General features: G+C 60.4%; 21 protein-coding genes. 5 read left to right on the top strand and 16 right to left on the bottom strand.

Annotation, left to right across the window (positions count from 1 at the left end; all coding sequences use genetic code 11):
* Position 1: 1 nt before the first annotated feature.
* Positions 2–1,342 (bottom strand): Trk system potassium transporter TrkA, encoded by a 1,341-nt coding sequence (gene trkA, locus CLV84_RS18180; RefSeq protein ID WP_104421263.1) that lies wholly within the window; start codon positions 1,340–1,342, stop codon positions 2–4.
* Positions 1,343–1,535: 193 nt separating this feature from the next.
* On the bottom strand, positions 1,536–3,905 hold the full coding sequence (locus CLV84_RS18175; protein ID WP_104421262.1) for a TonB-dependent receptor: 2,370 nt from the start codon (positions 3,903–3,905) through the stop codon (positions 1,536–1,538).
* Between the two features lie 238 nt (positions 3,906–4,143).
* Here CLV84_RS18175 and CLV84_RS18170 point away from each other — a divergent pair, with 238 nt between their 5' ends.
* A complete protein-coding gene (locus CLV84_RS18170) occupies positions 4,144–5,376 on the top strand; it encodes an HD domain-containing protein (RefSeq protein WP_104421261.1) in 1,233 nt (410 codons plus the stop codon).
* A 170-nt stretch (positions 5,377–5,546) separates the two neighbouring features.
* Here CLV84_RS18170 and gltX read toward each other — a convergent pair whose 3' ends face one another.
* Positions 5,547–7,094 carry a glutamate--tRNA ligase gene (gene gltX / locus CLV84_RS18165; protein WP_104421260.1) on the bottom strand — a complete coding sequence of 516 codons (1,548 nt, stop codon included), beginning with the start codon at positions 7,092–7,094 and terminating at the stop codon, positions 5,547–5,549.
* 248 nt (positions 7,095–7,342) lie between these two features.
* Here gltX and CLV84_RS18160 point away from each other — a divergent pair, with 248 nt between their 5' ends.
* Positions 7,343–8,014 (top strand): polysaccharide deacetylase family protein, encoded by a 672-nt coding sequence (locus tag CLV84_RS18160; RefSeq protein WP_104421259.1) that lies wholly within the window; start codon positions 7,343–7,345, stop codon positions 8,012–8,014.
* A 4-nt stretch (positions 8,015–8,018) separates the two neighbouring features.
* Positions 8,019–9,092, top strand: coding sequence for a phosphotriesterase family protein (locus CLV84_RS18155; protein ID WP_104421258.1), 1,074 nt, complete (start codon positions 8,019–8,021; stop codon positions 9,090–9,092).
* Here the strand turns inward: CLV84_RS18155 and CLV84_RS18150 are convergent.
* The 3 genes from CLV84_RS18150 to CLV84_RS18140 form a co-directional block, all read right to left on the bottom strand.
* Positions 9,089–10,564 carry a tetratricopeptide repeat protein gene (locus CLV84_RS18150; protein WP_104421257.1) on the bottom strand — a complete coding sequence of 492 codons (1,476 nt, stop codon included), beginning with the start codon at positions 10,562–10,564 and terminating at the stop codon, positions 9,089–9,091. The genes CLV84_RS18155 and CLV84_RS18150 overlap by 4 nt on opposite strands.
* On the bottom strand, positions 10,557–10,802 hold the full coding sequence (locus CLV84_RS18145; RefSeq protein ID WP_104421256.1) for a 4a-hydroxytetrahydrobiopterin dehydratase: 246 nt from the start codon (positions 10,800–10,802) through the stop codon (positions 10,557–10,559). Before CLV84_RS18145 ends, CLV84_RS18150 begins: the two co-directional genes overlap by 8 nt.
* 270 nt (positions 10,803–11,072) lie before the next feature.
* On the bottom strand, positions 11,073–11,321 hold the full coding sequence (locus CLV84_RS18140) for a DUF7218 family protein (RefSeq protein ID WP_104421255.1): 249 nt from the start codon (positions 11,319–11,321) through the stop codon (positions 11,073–11,075).
* 108 nt (positions 11,322–11,429) lie between these two features.
* Here CLV84_RS18140 and CLV84_RS18135 point away from each other — a divergent pair, with 108 nt between their 5' ends.
* Positions 11,430–12,617 carry a peptidoglycan DD-metalloendopeptidase family protein gene (locus tag CLV84_RS18135; protein ID WP_104421254.1) on the top strand — a complete coding sequence of 396 codons (1,188 nt, stop codon included), beginning with the start codon at positions 11,430–11,432 and terminating at the stop codon, positions 12,615–12,617.
* A gap of 190 nt (positions 12,618–12,807) precedes the next feature.
* On the opposite strand, the gene CLV84_RS18130 is transcribed toward CLV84_RS18135, so the two are convergent.
* The 10 genes from CLV84_RS18130 to CLV84_RS18090 form a co-directional block, all read right to left on the bottom strand.
* On the bottom strand, positions 12,808–13,365 hold the full coding sequence (locus CLV84_RS18130) for a hypothetical protein (RefSeq protein WP_104421253.1): 558 nt from the start codon (positions 13,363–13,365) through the stop codon (positions 12,808–12,810).
* Between the two features lie 192 nt (positions 13,366–13,557).
* A complete protein-coding gene (locus CLV84_RS18125) occupies positions 13,558–14,556 on the bottom strand; it encodes an NAD(P)-dependent alcohol dehydrogenase (protein WP_170067767.1) in 999 nt (332 codons plus the stop codon).
* Positions 14,557–14,561: 5 nt separating this feature from the next.
* Positions 14,562–15,533 (bottom strand): NAD(P)-dependent alcohol dehydrogenase, encoded by a 972-nt coding sequence (locus CLV84_RS18120; RefSeq protein ID WP_104421535.1) that lies wholly within the window; start codon positions 15,531–15,533, stop codon positions 14,562–14,564.
* 187 nt (positions 15,534–15,720) lie between these two features.
* The gene (locus CLV84_RS18115) at positions 15,721–16,173 is read right to left on the bottom strand and encodes a methyltransferase family protein (protein WP_104421251.1); all 453 of its coding nucleotides are present in this window, start codon (positions 16,171–16,173) and stop codon (positions 15,721–15,723) included.
* Between the two features lie 49 nt (positions 16,174–16,222).
* Positions 16,223–16,405: a hypothetical protein gene (locus CLV84_RS21550; RefSeq protein WP_146088867.1), complete on the bottom strand. Its 183-nt coding sequence runs from the start codon at positions 16,403–16,405 to the stop codon at positions 16,223–16,225.
* A 66-nt stretch (positions 16,406–16,471) separates the two neighbouring features.
* A complete protein-coding gene (locus CLV84_RS18110) occupies positions 16,472–17,257 on the bottom strand; it encodes a creatininase family protein (RefSeq protein ID WP_104421250.1) in 786 nt (261 codons plus the stop codon).
* A gap of 143 nt (positions 17,258–17,400) precedes the next feature.
* Positions 17,401–17,937 carry a GNAT family N-acetyltransferase gene (locus CLV84_RS18105; RefSeq protein ID WP_104421249.1) on the bottom strand — a complete coding sequence of 179 codons (537 nt, stop codon included), beginning with the start codon at positions 17,935–17,937 and terminating at the stop codon, positions 17,401–17,403.
* 61 nt (positions 17,938–17,998) lie between these two features.
* On the bottom strand, positions 17,999–18,919 hold the full coding sequence (locus CLV84_RS18100; protein ID WP_104421248.1) for a 3-keto-disaccharide hydrolase: 921 nt from the start codon (positions 18,917–18,919) through the stop codon (positions 17,999–18,001).
* Positions 18,920–18,994: 75 nt separating this feature from the next.
* Entirely contained in the window at positions 18,995–19,999 is a 1,005-nt protein-coding gene (locus tag CLV84_RS18095) for a Gfo/Idh/MocA family protein (RefSeq protein ID WP_104421534.1), read from the bottom strand.
* Between the two features lie 142 nt (positions 20,000–20,141).
* Entirely contained in the window at positions 20,142–20,882 is a 741-nt protein-coding gene (locus CLV84_RS18090; protein WP_104421247.1) for an SDR family NAD(P)-dependent oxidoreductase, read from the bottom strand.
* 551 nt (positions 20,883–21,433) lie between these two features.
* Between CLV84_RS18090 and CLV84_RS18085 the strand changes: the two genes are divergently transcribed.
* The gene (locus CLV84_RS18085; protein ID WP_170067766.1) at positions 21,434–22,264 is read left to right on the top strand and encodes an FkbM family methyltransferase; all 831 of its coding nucleotides are present in this window, start codon (positions 21,434–21,436) and stop codon (positions 22,262–22,264) included.
* Positions 22,265–22,712: the final 448 nt, after the last annotated feature.

Here is a 22,712-nt window from a genome sequence, read left to right as displayed (position 1 = left end):
ATCAGCGAAACAGTTCTTCGAGGCGCCGGATAGCCTGCGGCTTGGCGAATACGATCACCCGGTCGTTCAGTTGCAGTTGGGTAGATCCGTTTGGAATAATGGTTTCTTCTCCGCGGATGACCCCGCCGATGAGGGAGGTATCCGGAAAGTGAAGGTCTCGCAGCGGCTTCTTGGTGAGTTGATTGCTCTTCTTGATGATGAACTCAATCACCTCCGCGTCCACCCCCTGCAGACTGGTAATGGCCTCCACGTTGCCCTTCCGGACGTAGCGGAAGATGTCATTGGCCGCCAGCAGTTTTTTATTGATCAGCGTGTCCACCCCGATGTTCTGGCTGATGTGGACGTACTCCTTGTTCTCCACCTGGGCGATCGTCTTATACACACCGTGGTTGTGGGCCGTCAGACAGGCGATGATGTTCGTCTCGCTGTTTTCGGTCAGGGCCATGAAGACATCCATCCGCGACAACCCTTCCTCCTCCAGTAGGTCGAAGTTGGTATAATCCCCCTTCACCACCAGCACGTTGTCCAGCATTTCGGTAATGTACTGGCAACGGGGTTTGGACTTTTCGACGATCGTGACCTGGTAATGCTTCTGCAGCCGGCGGGCCGTGGCGATGGACAGGTCCGTGCCGCCCATAATCATCGCGTTGGTCACCTTCACGTGATCCTTACCCACGAATCGCTCTACCTTCTTCGTATGCTCGGGCCGGGTGATGAAGTAGATGTGGTCGTTGCGCCGCAGTTCGGTGTGGCCGCGCGGAATCAGGGTCTGGTGGCCGCGCAGAATAGCTATGAGCTGCAGCTGATCCCGATCGTTGAGGCCCTCGATTTCCGAAAGCTTCTTACCCACCAGCGGAGAGTTGCTGTCGAGCGTGATGCCCACCAGCGAAAGCTTCCCGTCCTCAAACTCGTAGATGTCGGTAAAGGAACACTTATTTACCAGCCGTTCGATCTCGATGGCCGCGAGCTGCCGGGGGCTGATCAGCTGATCAATGCCGAGCGAGCACACGGTTTCCTGGTTTTCGGGCTCCAGGTATTCCTCGTTATCCACCCGGGCGATGACGCGGCCCGCTCCGAGTTTTTTCGAGAGGATGGCCGACATCATATTGGTCTTCTCGCTCGTCGTAACGGCCAGCATCAGGTCGGCGTTGCGCACGCGGGCGCTCTGCAGGGTGACGAGACTGGTTGCGTCTCCCCGCACCGTAAGGACGTCAAGATGGGATCCGGCGTAATCAAGCACCTCCTGGTCGTTGTCGATCAGAGTGATGTTCTGGTTCTCCGTAACCAATAGTTCGGCCAGGTGAAATCCCACGTCGCCGGCACCGGCAATTACTATATTCATCGTTAGCTAAAGGTAAAGCTGCCGCAAAGGTCGTCATTCACGGGCACATGCGGGGCGCCGGGGCGCGGGTGCGGTAGCCGCAGTGGTCAGGGTACGCCCCCCCAGGTAAGTGATTCCGGTATCGGGATGCAGCAATCGGGCGATGGGCATGAGGAACGGACGGTAGGACTTGCGAATATTAGCATAGGGTTCGTTACTGCACCGCGGCCGGTTTGTCCTGGTTGAGGCGGTATACCAGGTTAAGCACTACCTGGCGCGCCTGCCGCCACTGGAATTCGGAGGTGGACTGGTAATCCGGCCGGTCGACGATGGTGCGATCGATGCGGGTGTTGAACAGGTCCCGCCCGCTAAGCGTGAGGGTGCCCTTGCCCTGGAAGACATCCAAAGAGGCACCGACGTCGAGCGCGTAGGTCGACAACCGCCGCCCCTGGGCCGTATTCTGGGGGGCGTTGTAATCGAAAGTGACCTGAGCCTGTAAGCGGTCGCTCAGATCCAGGATGGATGCGGCCCGCCCGCTCCAGGAGGTGATGTCCACCGCGTAATCGATCTCCTGGTAAGATCCTTCTACCTGTGCGGTATACAGGTTGAAGTCGGAAGTAAATTTCCACCAATCGAAGAGGTCGTAATTGACGTTCAGCTCCACCCCGTAGGCGTCGCGGTTACCCAGGTTAACCGGAAATTCGATGGTAGTGCCGTCGTCCGCCGGCAGCACCAGCCGTTCGATGATCCCGGTGGTGTAGCGGTAGTAGACGCTGGCCAGCAACGAGCCATTATCTAGGTAGCGCAGCCAGCCGGCTTCGTAGGAATCCGTGTATTCGGGGCGCAGGGTGGGGTTGCCGACGGTGTTGTTGCGGGGGTCGTTGAAGTTGGAGAAGGGCAGGAGCAGCCGGAAGTAGGGCCGGGAAAGCCGGCGACTGTAGCTGAGTTGGAGCTGATTCCCCTCCGAAGCCTGGTAGGATAGCGAGGCACTCGGGAAGAGGTTGAAGTAATCCTGCTCGTTAGTCGTCTCGGCCCGGAGCAGGGTTGCCGTGACGTCCGACAATTCACCCCGAAGTCCCGCCTGAATGCCCAGCGGCCCCAGCTGGGTACTCCCGATGAAGTAGGCCGCGGCGATGTTCTCGGTGTATTCCAATTCGTCGTCGAATGCACCGACTACCTGGTAATTACCGGCGGCGTCTGCCTCCGTTACCTGGTAGTCATTTTGCACGGTGCGGAAGGTGGCCCGCACCCCGCCCTCGAGTTTCAGGGAATCGCTGAACGGGTGGATGTAGTCGCTCTGCAGCAGCAGGTTCGTTTCGTATTCGGTATTGCTGGCGCGCTGTAGCAGGGGGTCGGTTACGCCCGTGGTGGTCTGGACGATGTCCGACAGCTCCAGGTCGTCATCCAGGATATATTGGGCGTCTACGGTCCAGACGTGCTCGTCGTCATCCGGAAAGGTGCGTTTGTACGCGAGGGAAGACTCGAGGTTTTGATTACCGGATTCCTCCTCGGTATCGCGAACGGTAGTGGAGACGGGGTTGCGGTCCTCGTCCAGATCGCGGTAGGTAACTACGGTGAAGTTGTCGTCTTCGGAACGGCGGTAGAGCAGGGAGCCGGTGAGCTGGTTGTAGTCGTTGATAAACCAGTCCGTGCCGAGTTGAAAATTGCCGCCGATACCACCGCGGTCCTGGTCGGTTTCGGTTTCGTACACTTCCAGCAGGCTACCGTCGTCGTCGAAGAAGCGCTGGTCACTGCTGCCTCCACCGGGCGAGCGCTGGTAGGCAATGCCGAAGTTGGAAAAGAGATTGAACTGGTTGCGGCGGTAATTAAGGCTGTAGCTGGCCCCGAAGTTTTCCGGATAGCCCAACGTTGCCCCGAAGGAGCCGTTGATGCCGCGTTGCTGATTTTTCTTAAGAATGATGTTGATGATGCCGGCCTCCCCTTCCGCTTCGTAGCGGGCCGAGGGATTAGTAATCACCTCCACGCTTTCGATGATGTCGCCCTGCATGCGCCGCAGTGCGTCCAGATCGCCGGAACTGAGCATGGCCGAGGGTTTACCATCTACCAGTATCCGAACGCCGTTGCTGCCGCGCAGGCTGACGTTGCCTTCGGGATCGACGTTGACGGAGGGAACGTTATTCAGGATATCGGCGGCGTTGTTGCCGGCACCGGTGAGGTCCTTGCCCACGTTGAAGACGCGTTTGTCGAGCTTCATCACCATCTGGCTGCGCTCGGTAGTGACTTCGATGGTTTCCAGGGCGACACCACCCTGACCCAGGCGGAGGGTGCCGAGGTCGATGGCTTCGTCGGCCGCGATAACGTCCGGAATAAGGAGATCGTCGTAGCCGAGAAACTGGATTTCCAGGTAGTAGGTGCCCGGTTCCAAGTTAAGGGTAAAGGTGCCGTCGTTGGCGGTGGTGGCGTTGGCGGCCATGGTGCTGTCGGCCTGCCGGTAGGCCACGGCGGTAGCGAATCCCAGCGGCTGGCCGTCGGAATCCTGCACCAGGGTTCCTTCGACCGACACGGCTTGGGCGGAGAGTACAAACGGCCACACCAGAAACTGAAAGAAGTAAAAAAGACGCATAGCAGGCATTTCTGATGTAACGGGAAGATTGCCAGAAGGTTAGCAGATTTTACCATCCGGCTTGCTCCCGCGCCCCGGCGAACAAAAAATAGTGGCCTACCTTCACCGTACCGAGCCTGCAGGGCTATTTGGAAGCCGCTACGGTGGCCGCCTCGTCTTTTGAACAGGCGAGTACCCACCGGGCCAAAAGGATTGACTCGCGAAGGGGAACCGAAAGTAAAGCCTGCGCCTGACCACGATGGAAAAAAAGACCAAAATCCTCAACGACCCCGTTTACGGCTTCGTCGGCATACCCTACGGCATCCTGTTTGACCTGGTCGAGCATCCGTATTTCCAGCGGCTGCGCAACATCAAGCAGGTCAGCCTCACCCACTACGTCTACCCCGGGGCGCTGCATACCCGCTTCCATCACGCCATCGGTGCGCTGCACCTGATGCAACAGGCCGTGACCAGCCTGCGTAGCAAGGGCGTGACCATTAGCGAGGAGGAAGCCGAAGCCGTGATGGTGGCGATCCTCCTGCACGACATCGGCCACGGGCCCTTTTCCCACACCCTGGAGAACACCCTCATCAACGTGAGCCACGAGACGCTCAGTCTGCTCTTCATGCAACGACTGAACGACGAGTTCCGGGGCAAGCTGAGCCTGGCCATCGAGGTCTTCACGGGCCGTTACCCCAAGCCGTTTCTCCACCAGCTGGTAAGCGGCCAGCTGGATATGGACCGCCTCGATTACCTCAACCGCGACAGCTACTTCACCGGCGTGGCCGAGGGAGTGATCGGCTACGACCGCATTATCAAGATGCTCAACGTGATCGGGGGCCGGCTCGTCGTGGAGCAAAAAGGCATTTACAGCGTCGAACGCTTCCTGACCAGCCGCCGGATCATGTACTGGCAGGTGTACCTGCACAAGACGGTCGTGGCCGCCGAGCAGATGCTCCAACTCACCCTATGGCGCGCCCGCGAACTCTCGGAACTCGGGCAACCGCCCTGGGCGCCGCCGGCGCTGAAGTATTTCCTCATTCACCGGGTGGGAAGCGAAGACTTCGTAGCCTCCCGGAATCAGCTCCTCGACTGCTTCGCCGCCCTGGACGACACCGACATCAGTTCCGCCGTAAAGACCTGGCAGCACCACCCCGACCCCCTGCTATCGTACCTGAGCTACGGACTCGTCAACCGCCGGCTCTTCCGCCTCGAATTCAGCAACGACCCCTTCGACCCGGCCTACGTCGACGAGCTGCGCGAGACCATCCGCGCCGATTCCCGCTTACCCCGCAACGCCGCCGACCACCTCGTGATCCAGGGCCAGGAAACGAACAGTGCCTATACCCTGACCAAGGAGGAGATCATGGTGTGGACCAAGCACAACGAGGTAGTGCCGATGTCGAGCATCAGCGATTTCGCGATCGCGCCACGGTCGTATACCAAGTTTTTCCTCTGCTACCCCAAGGAGGTGGACGGGCGGGGGGAGTAGTGGTCGCGCGATAACTCGTCGGACGAGTAGTGGTCGCGCGATTTGTCGTCCGACGAGTAGTCGTCCGACGAGTTGCGCTACCGACGACCTTCGATTTCTTAACGGACAGTTTACACCACTCTCGCTATATGCGAGTGGTAGCGTCTTAAAAAATCGGAATGGCTACCCGGCTAATTCCGCTCCCCCGCCACGATCCGGTCCATCAGGTTGAAGCCCTCCCCAAGACGGGCAATGGTTTCTTCCCGACCCACCGCTTCCAGGATAGCGAAGGCATCCGGCCCATTCACCGTACCGCTGACGGCCAATCGTAGGATGGGCAGGACGGCGCCGAAGCCCAGCCCCTTCTCCTGCATGAAAGCGACGGCTTCTTCCTTGATCCGATCCGCCTTCCACCGGTCGATACCCGCCAGTCTGTTTTTGAGTTGCTCGAAGGTGGGACGCTGGTCGGGTTTCCATTTCTTCCGGGCGGTTTTCTCGTCGTTGATGCCGACGCGGGCGACGAAGTAAATGCCCTGTTCGAAAAATTCGGCCAGGGTATGTACCCGCTCCTGCAGCAATTCGGCAATGGTGGCCGCGGCTTCCTCGTCGATGGGGTAACCGTTTTCGGTGAAGACATGGGCGATCCGGGGGGCCAGTTTCTCGGCCGGCGTACTGATGAGGTATTGCTGATTGTACCAGCGCGCCTTTTCAAAGTCGTACTGGGCTCCGGATTTGTTGATGCGGTCCAGGTCGAAGGCTTCGATCAGCTCTTGCTTGCTGAAGATCTCCTGCTCCGTGCCCGGGTTCCAACCGAGGAAAGCGAGGAAATTGAGCGTAGCCTCCGGGAGGAAGCCGGTTTCCCGGAAGCCGGAGAGGTATTCGTCACTGCCGCGCTGCCCCCAGTCCAGGGGAAACACGGGAAAGCCGAGTTGCTGACCGTCGCGCTTGCTGAGCTTGCCCTTGCCGGTCGGTTTAAGGAGCAAGGGCAGGTGGGCAAATTCCGGCATGGTCTTCTCCCAGCCGAAAGCGCGGTAAAGCAGCACGTGGAGGGCGGTACTGGGCAGCCATTCTTCCCCGCGGATCACGTGGGTAATTTCCATCAGGTGATCGTCGACCACGTTGGCCAGGTGGTAAGTTGGCAGTCCGTCGGCCTTCATCAGCACCTTGTCGTCCACTTCCTCGCTGCGGAAGGCAACGTCGCCGCGTACCCGGTCCTTGATGTGCACCACCTGCCCCGGGTCGACCCGCAGGCGAACGACGTAAGGCGTATCGGCGGAAAGGAGGCGATCCGTCTCGTTGGGGCCCAGACTCAGGCTATTGCGCATATCGCCACGGGTGGTCGCGTCGTAGCGGAAGTTGTGGTTTCCGGCCGCTTTTTCCGATTCCCGGCGCCGGTCCAACTCCTCCTCGGTGTCGAAGGCGTAGTAGGCGTGGCCGGAATCGAGCAGGTGCTGGGTATACTTCCGGTAGGTTTCCCGGCGCTCGCTCTGGCGGTAGGGACCGTAATCGCCGCCGATACCGGGCCCCTCGTCGGGAGTGATGCCCGCCCAGTCAAGGGCTTCGATGATATATTCCTCCGCACCCGCTACGTAGCGCTTCTGGTCGGTGTCCTCAATACGGAGCACGAATACGCCCGCCTGGTTGCGGGCAAAGAGGTAGTTGTACAGGGCGGTGCGCAGACCGCCGATGTGCAGGGCGCCGGTCGGAGAAGGAGCGAAGCGAACACGAACGTTTTGCATACATTGTAATTAAGCGGACAGCAAATGGTAAAATTTTATTACGAAAGCAGCAATACTTACTACTATAACGTTTTAAATGCGACCGTATCGGACCGGTTATGCGAGATTTCGGGCAAAGGTAGGGACCAATCACCGGCTGCCCACCGCCCCCGCGATTTTCGCTCCCGACAACGGTACCTATACCCTGGTTTTCTGATTTCGCTTTCCCCCGGCCATTCGCTCCATTCCTCTCAAGACTCCGCAAGACCATGTACCTCATCAAGACTCCCAGGGTAATCCAGAAACTCTTCCCCAATTTCCACTGGCGGTTGCAGTCCTCCGTGGAAAAGCCCACCCTTTACCTCACTTTCGACGACGGACCGATTCCGCACCTGACCCCCTGGGTACTGGAACAGCTCGATCGCTTCGGTGCGAAGGCGACCTTCTTCTGCGTGGGCAACAACGTGCGGCGTTACCCCGAGGTGCTGAAACAGGTGCTGGACGCCGGACATACCGTTGGTAATCATACCACCCACCACCTGGATGGCTGGAAAACCGACAACGTACCCTATTTCCACGATATCCGTCACTGCGCCGTCCAACTGAAGACCTCCCTCTTCCGGCCACCCTACGGCCGATTAAAGCCGAGCCAGGCCCAGTTTCTGCAGCGCCACTACGAGATCGTAATGTGGGACGTGCTGAGCGGCGACTTCGATCCGGAACTGACGCCCGACGACTGCTTCGATAACGTAACCGAAAACGCCAGTCCCGGCAGCATTGTCGTTCTTCACGACAGCCTGAAAGCCGAGGAAAAGGTGCGCAACATTTTACCCCGCTTGCTCGAGCACTACTCCGAGCGGGGATACGCCTTCGATCGCATTACGCCGGAGCTACTGACCGACCGGTCAACCGTAACCAAGCCCCGCCTCAAAACCGCCTAATCGGATGCCGATCGGACGTCGCCACGCCCTTCGTAACCTTTCTGCCCTGGGTCTCGCCAGTCTTCTTCCGTTAAACAAAACGCTGGCGAAACCGCCGGTAGCCGCCGTCAATTTTGTCGGTACGATAATGACCGTAATCGGTCCGGTCGACCCCGACAGTCTCGGCTTTTGCCTGCCGCACGAGCACCTGCTCAGCCGGTTCGGCGAGGAGCCCGCCGAGCCGGGCCGCTACGACGAAGCGGCCGTTACCGCCACGGTGCTCCCCTACCTGAGCTACCTTTCCGGGCTGGGGGTGAAAGCCATCGCGGACTGTACCGCCCATTCTTTCGGTCGGAACCCGTCGATGCTGGCGAAGCTCGCTACCGACAGCGGTCTCCACATTATTACCAATACCGGCTACTACGGCGCGGCGGAAGACCGCTACATCCCCGGTGCCGCCCACGGACAATCGGCGGAAGAAATTGCCGCCGAATGGATTCGGGAATTCGAGGAAGGGATCGGTGACACCGGTATTCGCCCCGGCTTTGTCAAAACGGCGGTGGACAACGGCCCCATCAGCGAAATCGACGCCAAGCTCGTGCGGGCCGCCGCCATTACGCACCGCGCTACCGGCCTCACGCTGGCCATCCACACCGGTAACAACGCCCCCGCCGCCGCCCAGCAACTTACTATTCTGGAAGGAGAAGGTGTCCACCCCTCCGCCTGGACCTGGACGCACGCCTTCCAGGTGCCTGACCCGGCGCCCCTCGTCGAAGCCGCCACCGCCGGCGCCTGGATCAGCCTGGACGGGCTCAAGTTACCTTACTACCAGGCCGGCCGCGCTCAGGGCGACGACACCTTTGATCGCCACCTGGAACTTCTACTCGCCCTACGCAAATCGGGCCACCTCGGACAAGTCCTCCTCAGCCACGACGGCAGCACCTTTCCGCCAGACCTGACAGCCCGCCGCCCCATGGATTTCCTCTCCAATGCCTTCCTTCCCGTGCTGCGGGCCAAAGGATTCTCGGAAGAAGAGATCGACACGCTGACCGTACGCAATCCGGCGGCGTACTTTACCATCCGGGAACGCTTGCTCTAGCGCATCTTACCGGAAATGCGATCCAGCCCCGCCTTGGCCATCATGTGGAGGCCGGTGCGGTATTCCGCCGGACTAAGCTCCAGGCACTGGGTAAAGTACTTCCGGGCCGCAGGGTAGCGCCCCCGGTCCTCTTCCAACAAGCCCGCCTGGAGCGCGGCATTGCAGGCAAAGTAGGCCGGATTGTCCCGCCCCAAACTGATGGTCCGCTCGTAAAACGAAAGCGCGCCCGGGTGATCCTTCAGTCCGTCCAGCACCCGGCCCGTACGGTAGAGGAACTCCAGGTTTTCGTCCGTAGTCAGCTTACTTCGGTCAATGGCGTCCAGGCGTTGCCGCGCCCGGCTGAAGTACCCCCCGTCAAAGAGCAGGCGCGCCTTCAATAGGTCCAGATGGGGCACTTTGCCCGTCATTGCTTCGCGGGTAGCGCTCTCATCGCCACCGGCCCGGCTGCCCGCTTCGATCTCCGCCATGGCCCGGTGATAGCCCGCCACGTCCGCTTCGAGGAGGTAAGACCAAGCGATCTTCTGCAAGGCCTCCTCGCGAAAGTGGCGGCCCGGGTACCGCAGCAAAAAGGATTGGTAGTGGAGACGGGCCCGCGGGTTCAGGTTGCGAAGTTTGGCCTGCCCCAGCAAAAAGTCGAGATAGGGAAACTCAGCGCTGCTCCCTCCCCGGGGCTGGGCCTCCAGTATCCGGAGGGCGTCGGCGTTGCGGTCGTTCCGCATGATGATGGTGGCCAACACGAAGCAGTGCAACTTGTTAGTGGCTGGCTGAAGGTCCAGGGCGGTTACCGTACGCAAGGCCCGCTCGGCGTCGTCGGCCAGGTATAATTCCATGAGCGCGTGCAGTACGCTAGTTTCCGTAGCGAACGGGCTTTCCCGATCGGCAACCGCCCGTTGCATCAATTTTCGTCCGGCCGGGATCGTTCCGGTCAGGGAACTGAAGAGTTCGACACCCCACTTGTACTGGGGGGGAATGGTGCCTACCGCCGCTTGCAGCAGGCCCAGGTCCTTGAAAGTGGGAAGGAACTGCGGAAAGCGGTCGGCATTATCCAGCAGATATTTGTTGGCGCGGTTCAGGGAGCGGAACGCGGCCAAGTGGCGCTCGAAGCGTACGTCGATAAGGCTACGGTGCAGGAAGGCTTCGGCCAGGGCATAATTGAAGTAGGGGGAGGCGGGGTCGCCCCGCTCCAGCAATTCGATGCGTCGGTCGAACCGCTCCTGCAGGCGGGCATCCAGCCGCTCGTCGCCGGAGAGGTAAAGGCGGAAAAAATCGACATAGCTGCCTAGGTGGTGGGCTACTAAATTGCGGGGTTCGTCCCGCTGTAATCGCTCGATGCCGGCCTCGGCCAGGTCCAGTTCGAGGCGCATCACGTCTTCGTAGATGGCTTCGGCCTCCCGGTGAAAATCGTAGTGGTACTCCGCCGCGGCGGCGACCAGGCTCAACGAAGCAAAAAGCAGCAAAAGGGTGCTACGCATACCTGGCGAAGATACCGTCCATTTGCTCGGCCAGTCGGTGGTCGCGGTCGGTAACGGTGTTACCGGCGTCGTGGGAATTCAGCTTGACGATAACCTTATTGTAGACGTTCGTCCAGTCGGGGTGGTGGTTCATTTTCTCGGCGGCGAAGGCCACCTCGGTCATGAAAGCGAAAGCCTGCCGGAAGTCCTTGAAGGTGAATTCGCGGTGCAGGGCATTGTCTTTTTCGGTCCAGGACATACGTATCGTTTTGGGGGCTAGTACTACAAGGCGCTTCAAATGGCTTAAGTTGATCTGGGCGCCGGCGCGCAGGAAAAACGTTTATCCGGAAGCCGGAAGATCCGGGCCTTCGCAGGTCGCCTACCAAGTACGCCCACGCTCCGAGGTCCTGCGAATCGCATCACCCGGAAAGCACATCAGGACCTGCAAGTGTCCGAAGGACCTTTGAGGGTCCGGGTAACCAAGACCTGGTCCGTCTACCACGTGAGTGAAGCCTGGCCGGGCCATAGCTCAATTAGTCCGCAACGCCTCGATCAATTCCTGCTTGCTCATCTTGGAGCGCCCTTCAATACCAACCTTCTTGGCCTGCTCGTAAAGTTCATCCTTGGTGCGGTCTTCGTAATTTTCCGCCTTGCCCCCTTTCTTACCGGCGTCGGGGGTATTGGCGATACGGGCGGCCTTCTGCTTGCTCATTCCCTCTTCCCGCAGGGCCTCGTACTGATCGTCATTCTTGACGCTGGGTCCGTGGTTCTTTGCCATGGCTTTTCTACTGAAACGGGCCGCTGGGATGCCGTGTTTGGAGTGGTGGGACGGGCGTTAAACAAATCTTAAACGACATCCAAAGGGCGTGAACGGTGTTCCCAAAGCATGCGTAACCGTCTGACGCCGAGCCCGGCAACCTATTTGTTGCTCGGCCTCGCCCTCCTCCTTTCCGCCTGCGCCTGCAACGGTTTCTTCGAAAACGTAGCCGATAAGGTCGAAAACATCATCGTGCGCCGCACGCCGCGGGAAGCTTTTGCCCACGACTATTTTCAGGAACTGCCCGCAGGCGATTCGCTGGTCGCCGCGTGGGACTCCGCTTTCGTACGTACGCTCCAGGATACCTTAGTTGTTGATCTCCCCCACCGGGAGCTCGTCCGTCGCGTAGACGACCTGGAATTCACCGCGCTTTCCTATCGTTTCTACCTGCCGCCGGGCAGGCTGCTGACCATAAGTACGGAGGCGGCCAGCGGCGTCGGCCCAGTGTTCGGAGAACTCTTCGCCGTCGACGGAGATAACTCGATCGACCCCGACGACGCCCTGCTTCGCTGGGAGCCCGGCGCCGCGGGTGGCATCTACGAAACGGCCGCGCGTAGCGGACAGGAACTACTGTTGGTGGTCCAGTCGGCTCCGTCGGATACCGGCGCGTACGCCCTGGAGCTGCGCACCGATCCCGCGCTGCTCTTTCCGGTGGCGGGCCATAGCGCCCGCCATATTCAATCCTTCTGGGGAGACAGCCGGTCCGGTGGTGCCCGCCAGCACCAGGGCAACGACATCTTCGCACCCCGCGGGACGCCTCTGGTGGCGGTTTCGGACGGCATCGTGCGATCCACGAAAGTCGGCGGATTGGGCGGAAAGACCGTCTGGCTCCGCGATGGCGAAGGTCGCGGACTGACCTACTACTACGCCCACCTCGACAGCCAGCTCGTCCGCCCGGGACAGATCGTAACCCGCGGAGATACCCTCGGCCTGGTAGGCAACACGGGCAACGCCCGCACCACGCCGCCCCACCTGCACTTCGGCATTTACCGCAACGGGGCCCGCGACCCCTACTCCTACTTACTCGGCCCCGACGGAGTGCCGGCCGACCTGCGGTACTCCCTGGCTCCCACGGAGCTTCCCGATTCGGTGCCCGAGCGCGGACGCCACTACCTACGCCGGAGCCCAGCTAGCCAACGCACCGTGGTCGTACGAGAGCTAGCCAACGAGGAACCCGTAACCGTACTCTCGGCTACCGACCGGTTCTACCGCATCCGCACCGAACGGGGGGAAACGGGCTATGCTAACTTCGATTAAGTCGCTACATATGAAAGTCAGGAACATCTGTTAAAGACTCCCCACCCCCACGCTAACCGGTGAATCGCACCGTTTTAACGGTATATTCTGCTTCATTTATCTTCTCTGAAAAACACCTATACCCATAACTTCTTCCGTACGCCCGTCCCGCTTTGCCGTGGGACGGGCGTACTGCTTTTCGCTGCTTTGCCTAATCATGGGAGAAAGATTCGATCAACTCCCGGGCCGCCCGGACGGCAGCGGGCAGAAACCGCCGGTCTTCGGCAATGTGCTCCAACTCGGGCAGGTCGAGGCGCGCGAATTGCTGCTTATACTGAGCCACCGCCCGGCGTAACTCCCGCTCTTTTTGCCGGGGAGTGGGCTCGGTCCGGACGGGTAAAAAAGTTTCCCGATTGGTCAGGAAATGAATCACCGCCACGAAGATCAGCAGCAGGTCGAACGTCAGATTGAAGAGTCCGAATTCCAATCCGGCGGTAGGCTGAATCGGGAAGAACACCGCCAAACCTACGATACCGGCCATGATGACGGGAAGCGTAAGGAGCACGCCGGCCTCGGAGCGGAAAAAGGTAATGACGGTGGCCACCGCAAGCAAGGCGGCACCGGTGAGGATGCGCTGGTCGTAGGTGTTGCCCTGCAGCAGGCAGGCAAAAATGCCTAACCAGAGGAGTATCGGGGCGGTCCAGGGCAGGAGGTCGTGAAACTGGAGTTTCGGGGCAGGGGTGTACCCGCCGAGTGTTTGTTCTTTCATCGTGTCTTTTTAAAACTACCGTGGTATGCCCGGCGAACAATCACCCGATACCACGCAAAAAAATGTGTCGCTCACCCGTCGTCCGAAGCGACCTTTCCCGGGGGAAAAATCGGTCCGTTAGCCTGACTTCGGGCAATAAATGTTGCCGGGATAACGCTGCCCGTTCCGCCGGGTGCATGCGGGCAATAGATCTTAACACCGATCCTTTTCGCCGATTCGCAGGATGACGTTCCCCCGCTTCCGCCCGGTCAGGACGTACCGGTATGCCTCGACCACCCCGTCCAGCGTAAAGCTGCGCTCGTCAAGCAGCGGCACGAAGGTGCCGGCTTCTAGGTGGCGGCGAATAAAGGGGAAGCTGTGCTCGTGACCATAAGGGACGGGAAAACGTACCCGCTTCCCCCGCCCGAGTGGGGTCAGGAGCGCATAGCCTACGTTCTGCCAGTAAGGACCGGGTTCCGATGAAATATAGACGCCGGTCCGGCTCAGGAGTCCTCGGCACCGGCCGAAGGTGCTTTTGCCCACCGCGTCAAAAACACAATCGTAGCGCTCGGCCGATTGGGTGAAGTCCTGGCGGGTATAATCGATGACCCGCCTGGCTCCCATCCCGTACAGTATTCCAGCCGCGTCGGCGGGGCCGGTTACCGTTATTTCCGCATCGCATGCGGCGGTGAACTGCAGCAAGGCCGAGCCGATGGCCCCGGTGCCACCGTTGATCAGCACCCGCTGCCCTGCTTGTACGTTGGCGCGTTGCAGGAAGGCAAAGGCGTAGTGAGCCCCCTCCAGACTGGCAGCGGCCACGGCATCCGACAAACCAGCGGGAATGGACATTACCGGACCGTCCTCCGCGATCGTCAGGTATTCGGCCTGCCCTCCCAATCCGGTATCCCGGAAGCCGCAGATGCGATCCCCCACCCGGTAGCGCGTCACCCCGGTACCCACCGCGGCCACCTCCCCCGCGAAGTCGGTGCCGATACGGGCTTGCCGGGGGGTACGTATTCCCAGCACCAGGTGCATGACCAGCGGCCGGGCGGTCAGGTTGGCGCAGTCGGTCCGGTTCACGGTCGTGGCGTGAATCCTCACCAGCAGTTCGCCGCGGTTGGGCGAGGGTACCGGAAGCCGGGTGACGGATATCGCTTCCGGCGGGCCGTACGCATCCCGTTTGGCCGCCCGCATGGTATTGTTTGGTGCCATGGCGTTCATGCTTCGTTTACATTAGTCAGTTCGACAATGATTTTTCCCTGATGCTCGCCGTTGCCGAAATAGCGCAGCAGCTTGGGTACCGTCGCAAGGGGATGCGGCCCGTCGATTTCCGGGACTACTTTTCCGGACAGCACCAGGGGGAGGAGTTCTCCCAAGTCCCGGTTCGGCTTCAGCGCCACGATTTGCATCTCCCGACCGGTAAAGCCGCGCAAGGCTAGTATCCCCACTAAGGTCGCGGGCGTCCCACCTACGGTGACGTACCGTCCGCCGGGTCGCAATGCCCGGGCGTAGGCGAACGCGGACCGATTCGTCTTCGCATCCACGATCAGGTCGTAGGTTGCTCCGGTCCGGGTGAAGTCCACCTGCCGGTAGTCGATCACCCGGTCGAATCCGAGCTGCCGGAGCCGGTCGAGCTTCGGACCGGCATCTACCCCGGTTACCGTAGCACCGTAGAGCTTGGCCAGTTGCAATCCTAGGGTCCCTACCCCGCCACCGGCCCCGTTGATCAGTACGCGTTCGCCCGCTTGCAGCCGCCCGTAACGGAAGATTGCCTGCCAGGCCAGCATACCGGCGTGGGGCAGGGCGGCGGCCATGATCGAGGAAAGCCCCTGAGGGCGCGCCATGAGGTCCGTGGCCTTTACGGCCGCGTATTCGGCGAGGCAGCCCCATCCGCTACCGGAGATGTCTCCGAATACGGCCTCCCCTTCCCGAAACCCATCTACCCCCGTTCCCGTCTTGACGACCGTTCCCGATAGTTCGATGCCGGGCACCGCGTGTTTCGGCCTCCGTAGTCCGAAAAGTAAGCGGTAAACGTAGGGCCGCCCCCGCACGAGGCTCCAGTCGACGTCATTGATGGCGGCGTGGTGGACCCGCACCAGGACCTCTCCGGGGCCCGGGTCGGGGATGGGAATTTCGGCCAGGCCAAGGCGCTCGGGGGCACCGTAACCGTTCATGACGATTGCTTTCAAGGTATTTGGGACAATTGGATGGTCCAACAAGTAAAGGGTATGCTCGGCTTCGATCATTTTCCATCGACCGCCGGTACGCTTTTACCGACCAGCGGACCTGCTCGGTGCTTTTTTTTCCACCTGCGCTCCGTCGCCCGAATGGTTTTTTTGCGCCGGCGCGCGGGAACCGAAGGAATCCGGTGAACGGTCATAAAAACCATAGCCAGCGACCTACCCGGTCCCGGTAAACCGCATAGGCTGGCCCGAACTTCCGGTCCAGCTGCGCTTCCTCGAAGGGAATGTACCAGCGCTCGGCCACGAAGAAGAAGATCGGGCAACCCAGCAGCGGCGACAAGCTGCCCAGGTAGACCCAAAACCCAGACAGGCTAAGCAGAAAACCCAGATAAATGGGGTTGCGACTGAATCGAAACGGTCCGTCGGTAAGCAGCGTGCGCGGCTGCCCGAAGGTATGGAGCTCGGTATCCCGTCGCAGCAACAGCAGGCCGGTGCTGGCGATCAGGAGAGATCCTGTCGTGAGCAATCCGATTCCAGCGGGGCGCCAGTCACGGGAAAAAACGGTCAGTATAGGGAGGGCTCGGTCCAGCAAGACCATGAGCGCGACGCAGCACCCGGTGAGCACCGGTGGGATGAACCACTTCATGCTCTTGAAGATACGTCCGTCAGCGGCGAAATGCGGGAGCGGCGAATACTTACACCGGCTCCTCCGCCGGTGTCCGGTAATAAAGGGCGATGATGGCCAGCACGAGCGACACCAGCCCGGCGATCAGCAGCGCATCGCTAAGCCCGTGGGTACCCGCCACCTCTACGCGCAGCAGCGACCCGGTGCCGATAAGCAGGGTGGACAAAAGCGACAAGAGGAAAGAAAGCTGCATACCGGGGTTTACTGGGTCGGAGTACTGGGGACTATTAGTATAAGCCGATACCGCCCAACATGTTGGTTAGGCACCGTCGCTTGCCGGCTTTTCGTACATATTATCGATGTCCAGCACCGCCAACTCGACGAACAGGTCGGCGAACTTCGCCGTCACGTCCCGAAAGAAGCGCTCCCCTTTTTCCGCGCTCGCCTTCATCGGGTTCCCCACCCCGGTATCGTCGGTGATTTGCGACCAACGTCGCTCGTGGGATACCCAACCCTCCCGGAAGGCCCGGATGCGGTGGGGGTGCTCCCGGCCCGGACCGGCTTCCGCCAGCGGCAGCACCCATTCCGGCCGAAGGTACATGACCAGGCTGGTTTCCATCTCGTCGGCGTGGTCGCCGGCCTCCTCGAAGTACTTCGTCTTGTCCATCGACTGGAACCAGTTGGAGGTACAGAGGAACATCTCCGGGAATTCCAGTCCGAGTTCCTTCAGCAGCGGTTTGAAGCTATTGCCCCCGTGGCTGTTGAAAACGAGTAATTTCTTCACTCCCTGCCGGTCCAGCACCTCGATGAGATCGCGCAGGATGGCCATTTGCGTGCTGCCGTTGAGATTCATGTCGAGAAAGACGTCGGTCTGCCCGGAATTCACGCCAAAGGGAATCGTCGGGAGCACCATCACCTTTGCTCCCCGGTCCCAGGCTTGGCGCGCCGCTTCGTAGGCCAGCCCTTCCGCCTCGATGTTGTCGGTGGCGTAGGGCAGGTGGAAATTGTGCGCCTCGGTGGCCCCCCAGGGCAGTATGGCCAGGTCGACGGTGGCGTCTTGGAGGTGCTTCCAGTTGGTTTCGGCTAGGATGTAGGGGCGGGGCATGGGGCGGCGTTGTTTTTCGGAAGGTACGTTTTGGGGAGTTATTGGCCGCGAGGCCCTTACCTCGCTACCGCTCGGGCAGACCTCGCTACGTCGTGGCGTCCCTTCCAGGGCCGGGCTGATCGATTACTTCGGGAAAGCTCCCCTTAAATCAGTTGCTCCGCATCGAAGTGCACGCAAATGGCTTCCACCGGTGCCGGCTGGCCGGGGACAAGCTGTTTGCTTTCCGTGCGGCCCGTGCGGCCGCCGAGGTGACGGTAGACGGCAGCGGCGCTGGTGTTGGTCTTGAGTACCCAGAGATGCAGTCTGTTTTCGGGATCCGCGGCTACGGCAATTACGGCCGCCCAGCGGATCAGGCGTCGGCCCACTCCCCGGCCCTGGTATTCGGCGCGGACGTGCAAGTTGTCCAGGAGGGCGCCGTCCTGCGGGTCGTGGTGCAGGAATACGCAGCAAAACCCTACGAGCTGATTCCCTGCTTCGGCCAGCATCACCTGCATATCGTCGTTGGGTTGGGAGAAGCGCTCGGTCCATACGGAGAGGCGCTCGGCCGTGGCTTCCCGATCCAGGTATTCGTCAGTCAGGGCACCGCGGTAATTTTCCTGCCAGCTCTGGGCGTGCAGGGCGGCAATCCGGGGCGCGTCGAAGGGGGTAGCGGGGCGGTAGGTAACGGTGGTAGCGGACATACAACGAATCGTTTGGCCGGGAAAAATACTTTCTGCCGGGGATACGGGGGCCCCGGTTCTCTTAGAAGAGGGCCGCGTATTCGGCCGGCATTCCCTCCAATGGACGAACGCGGATGCCCCTGAAAAATACCTCCGCCGCTTCGCTCTGTAGCTGGATCTTGCCCTTGGTCAGCGGTACCACCTCCCCGGCTTCGTTTACGTAGCGGGAGTTCTTGAGGATCATCACCACTTCCCCGTTTACGATGTGGAGGGCCTTATCGCCGTAGCAGATCAGATCCAGGGTATTCCACTCCCCGTGGGGACGCTCGTAGTCGTTGCTGCGCAGACAGTAATTCTTGTACGGACCGCCCTCGCCGATGTGCAGGTAATCCTGGGTGGCATTCGCCATCGGGTTCATCAGGTACTCCGGGGTGTAGGCCCGAATATCCATGGCGGAAGAGGCCTGGTTCCAGTAATCACCGGTGTGGCCTTCCATGATCTGGAATTCCTGGGAGAGCATCCAGGTACGCCAGTGTTCGGCGCCGGGCGGGCCGATCGAGTGGTACAGCACCCCCGAATCCTTGAGCAGTGCTTGCCGGGGGACCCACTTTTCGTCTCCCCACCGATACTGGACTTGCAAGTGATAGTTCTCGAATTCCTCCTTCGAGATCAGGCAGCCGTACACTTCCCCGCTTACCCGGATCACCTCCTCCCCGGCTTCTTCCTGGGTGGTAAAGACGTCATACCCCTCCGGATTCATGCCGATCGGCTCGATCGGGTTGCCGCCCTCGTCTACGGGGGCGGAGCCGTCGTAGCCCAGTTGGTGGCGGAAGCTGAGGTAGGTGTCCCAGTCGGTAAGCTCGCGGTCCAGCAGGTCGACCCAGCCCGCTGCCACCGGGGGTGCCGTAGCCGAAGGTTGCCGCGCGGGGGTGCAGGAAGCAATTCCGGCCAGGCCGGCCAACAGCAGGATGAGGTAGCGGAATTCCGGACGGTATGCAGTCATATACACTTGCTTATTCGCAGGGGAAGGGAACCTGCCGATCCTGCAATACTACGACCGGACGACCGATAATTCCCTTCAGCTTACGTTCGCTCCACCCAATATCTGGTCCATGACCCAGCTCGTGTGCAGGGCCGATCGACCGGAGGAAGGATGTACGTACCCTTCCTCGAAAAGGTGGCGGGCCATCGCTTCTACGTGGGGTCGCTGTACGTGCTCGGGGTGATCGACGTGCAGGGCCTCCTCGGTGGTGGCCGTACGCAACTCCACCGGGTTGTCGTCGAATAGGGAGAAGCGGATCGTGCCCTCGCTGCCGAAGATAGCTACCCGGTCCACCCGTTCTTGGGTCCCGAAGTTCCAGCTTCCCGCGCCGGTCACGCCGCTTTTGTGCAGCCAGCAGGCCGTGAAGGCGTCCCGGGCGGTATACAGCCCCTGCTGGTTGAGGCTAAAGCCACGGACGTCCTTTATCTCCCCGAGGTAGTGTACGAAGAGGTCGAGCCCGTGGCTGGCCAGGTCGTCAAAGTAGCCGCCGGGGGCCACGCGGGACTCGGTACGCCAATTCTCCTTGCCCGCTCGATCGAGCGCGGAGGGTGGTTTACAAAGCTGCCAGTCGATGTGGCGCACCATCCCGATCGCGCCGGACTGCAGCCACTCCCGCACCCGCTCGAAGCGCGGCAGGGTGCGCCGGTAATAGGCCACGAAGAGCGGCAGGTCTCTTCCCGCGAAGGCATCCACGATCGCACGGCTATCGGCGTAGGAAGGGGCGAGCGGTTTCTCGATGCAGCAGGGTTTCCCGGCGGCGGCCACCCGCAGGGCGTATTCCCGGTGGCTGTCCGGCGGGGTGGCGATATAAACGGCGTCGATCTCCGGGTCGTTGATCAGCGCGTCGGCATCGGTGTAGGTTTTCGGGACCCCGTGCCGGCGGGCGTAGTCATGCAGTTTGGCTTCGTCCCGGCGCATTACGGCGGCTAGTTCGAAGCCCCGGGTGAGTTGGTAGGGCGGTCCGCTCTTGACCTCGGTGACGTCGCCGCAACCGATGATGCCCCAGCGGAGGGGACGTTGATCCGTAAAGAGCTTCGCCATGGTAAGGAGGTTTATTGCGCCGACGCGCGGGAGCAAGGGTTTATCGCGTGGAAGGAAGCGGTACAACGATCCATTTTCCCGGTTCCGGACCGTCGGACTAAGATATGGTTTCCTTCACCTGCGCTCCGTCGCCCTACTTTTGTCATTCCGCTCCGGGAAAGGTTACGCCCGTAACGTCCGCGCAGATCCGGATCAGTTCGTCCTGCCTGGCTTCGTCGCGGGCCGCTTCCTGGAGCTTGCCGTCTTGTTTGTGGTAGAGATAGTGGCCCGAAATCCGAGCCGCCGGATCGGTTCCATCCGCGAGCCATACCTGGGTTGCGTAGCCCTGCTGGAGGTCGTCGGGAGCCCCGGAGCCCCCCATCTTGGTCGGCACCCAGCCCGGATCAATCGCATTGGCGCGTACCGCCGCCCATTTACGGGCTACGGCCAGGGCGAAGGCGGCGATGAGCAATTTGGAGTCGGCGTAGGTAAGGTCGGGCGCGTCCCGTTTGAGCTCTGCGGCCTTCCAGTTACCCCAGGTGTGGTCGTTGGAACTGAGGTAGATAAGCTGGTCGGGTCGGTCCATCAGGCAGGTCAGGAGATAGGGCGCGAGCACGTTGACGGTGGCGATGAGGGGGCCTTTTGCCCGGTAGACGGCCGCATTGTGGATGACGGTATCGAAGGTCCCGGTGGCGTTGGCATCCCGTGCCAGTTGCCGGGTGGCCTCGGGGTCGGCAAGATCGGCGATGAGGACGCCCGTGGCATTGGGCAAGGCATGGCGGGCATCTTCGGCGCGGGCCGCGTTGCGGGCGTGGAGGTAAACCTCGTGGCCTTTTTCGATGAGTTCCCGGGCGGCCATCTGGCCGAGACCGTCGGTGGATCCGGTGATGAAGATGCGTGCCAAGGGTAGATTATTTGGTGGAAAGGAGCCGGACTGGCCGCATTCCGTGATGAAAAAATAGCGCCCGAGCGGTTGATTACCGGAGCGGGGGCACCGTCTAATTGGCAACGAGCGTGGCGGCCGGTACGTTCGGACGGAGCCACGAATTCAGCTTCTCTTCGACCGCTGTGTTCCGGAATCGGTTAGCCCGGTGATGCGGCGGCCTTACCCATCGTCACCGGGGCGGGGTCTACTCCGGGACGAAGCCGGAGGTCGGCAGGGCAGCGGTTCCGGACCGCCCCTACTTAACGGACTCCCGTGCGAATCGGCAGCGCGCAGCCTCGGTCCACTTTCGTGGTCGGAGCGATGGAGCCGCCCCCCCCAACCGTACCCTTATCTTCAGAACTTCCGGCATTGCTTGCGGCGTAGGGTACTTTTGCGAAGTCTGCCGAAGTTGCAATGAAATAAATATGCTTAAACAAGAACTGATCGATCGGCTCCACCAGGTTGAAGCAATCGCTTTAGCAAGCAGATTGAATCGGATGGCGCGCAACCCACTTCGATACATCCGGGCGATGATACACCGGGAAATCGTTTACAAAAGAAACAAAGCGCCAAAGCAGGTGAAAGCCGAGACCTTTTTCGGCGCCCCGATGCAGCTCTCCCTTCCCGCCGGCATGGACATCTATTTGACGGGTGGAAAAACGCACGCTTCCGAAATCAGGCTGGCCAAGTTTTTAATTTACGCGTTGGAACGGGGCGGGGTGTTCGTTGACGTGGGGGCCCACTATGGCTACTTTACGCTGCTTGCCTCCGAAATCGTAGGTGAGGCGGGGCGGGTGATCGCCTTTGAGGCATCTCCAACTAATTTCAGCGTCTTGAACGCCAACACGACCCAGTACGCCAACATCAGAACGAACAACGTTGCCGTATCCGATACCCCGGACGGGGTAGCCTTTTATGAATTCCCCAATTTGTACTCGGAGTACAATTCTTCCTTTATCAATGCCTACAAAACGAACGACTGGTATTCCGAGAACGGGCCTACCCGGGTAGACATACCTTCTATTCTACTCGGTGACTATCTGGAAGCGGAAGCCATTCACCCCGCCGTCGTTAAAATTGACGTTGAGGGCGCGGAGTATACCGTCATCCACGGCCTCCTGCCTTATGTACGGGACCATCACCCGCTAATCGTAATGGAATATGTCACCAAGAGCAGGGGGGATGCTAGCCACAAACGGGCGGAACAATTACTGCGTACCGTTGGATACTTACCCCACCTTATCAATGATCGCGGGGCCAAAGAACCCGTAACCAACGTATCGCTTTATCTCGAAACATCCGGACTGGAATCCGACAATATTGTTTTCGCTTACGGGGGGGAATCGGATCGGGAGAGGTAGTCATTCGGTAGTACATCACACGAAAACGTACGCTTCCCGAAAGCTGCGACCGGGAAAGGGAAAGCCCGGCCCTGTTTTCACCCCTCCGCTCAACGACCAGGACATCCGATGTAGCAATTTGCTACCCCTGCCCTGACTCCGCCTCACTCCCGGTCGGCCGGATTGAATGAACTTCACGATCGCCTGAGCAATGGCAGGTTACCTATCCCTAGGACCGCTTGCACCGGAAACAAGGATGCGGGAAGGCTGTAGGCCGCTAAACCAGCCAACGTGGTGATCAGAACGTTTTTTTCCTAGCCGATGAAGCATACTCGACGTCCAAAACCACCACCGCCGGCTTGACGATGGCGCGGTGTTCATGGCCATTAAGCTAAGTATTTTACGACATTAGATTGCGGCCGAACTTAGGGGAATGACTCACGCTCTAACCCAGTTCCTTGCCCAGCTA

Source organism: Neolewinella xylanilytica (genome assembly GCF_002934605.1).
Classification (GTDB): Bacteria; Bacteroidota; Bacteroidia; order Chitinophagales; family Saprospiraceae; genus Neolewinella; species Neolewinella xylanilytica.
The sequence above is the reverse complement of the archived record's forward strand: the minus strand, read 5'-3'. Positions and strand labels throughout refer to the sequence as shown.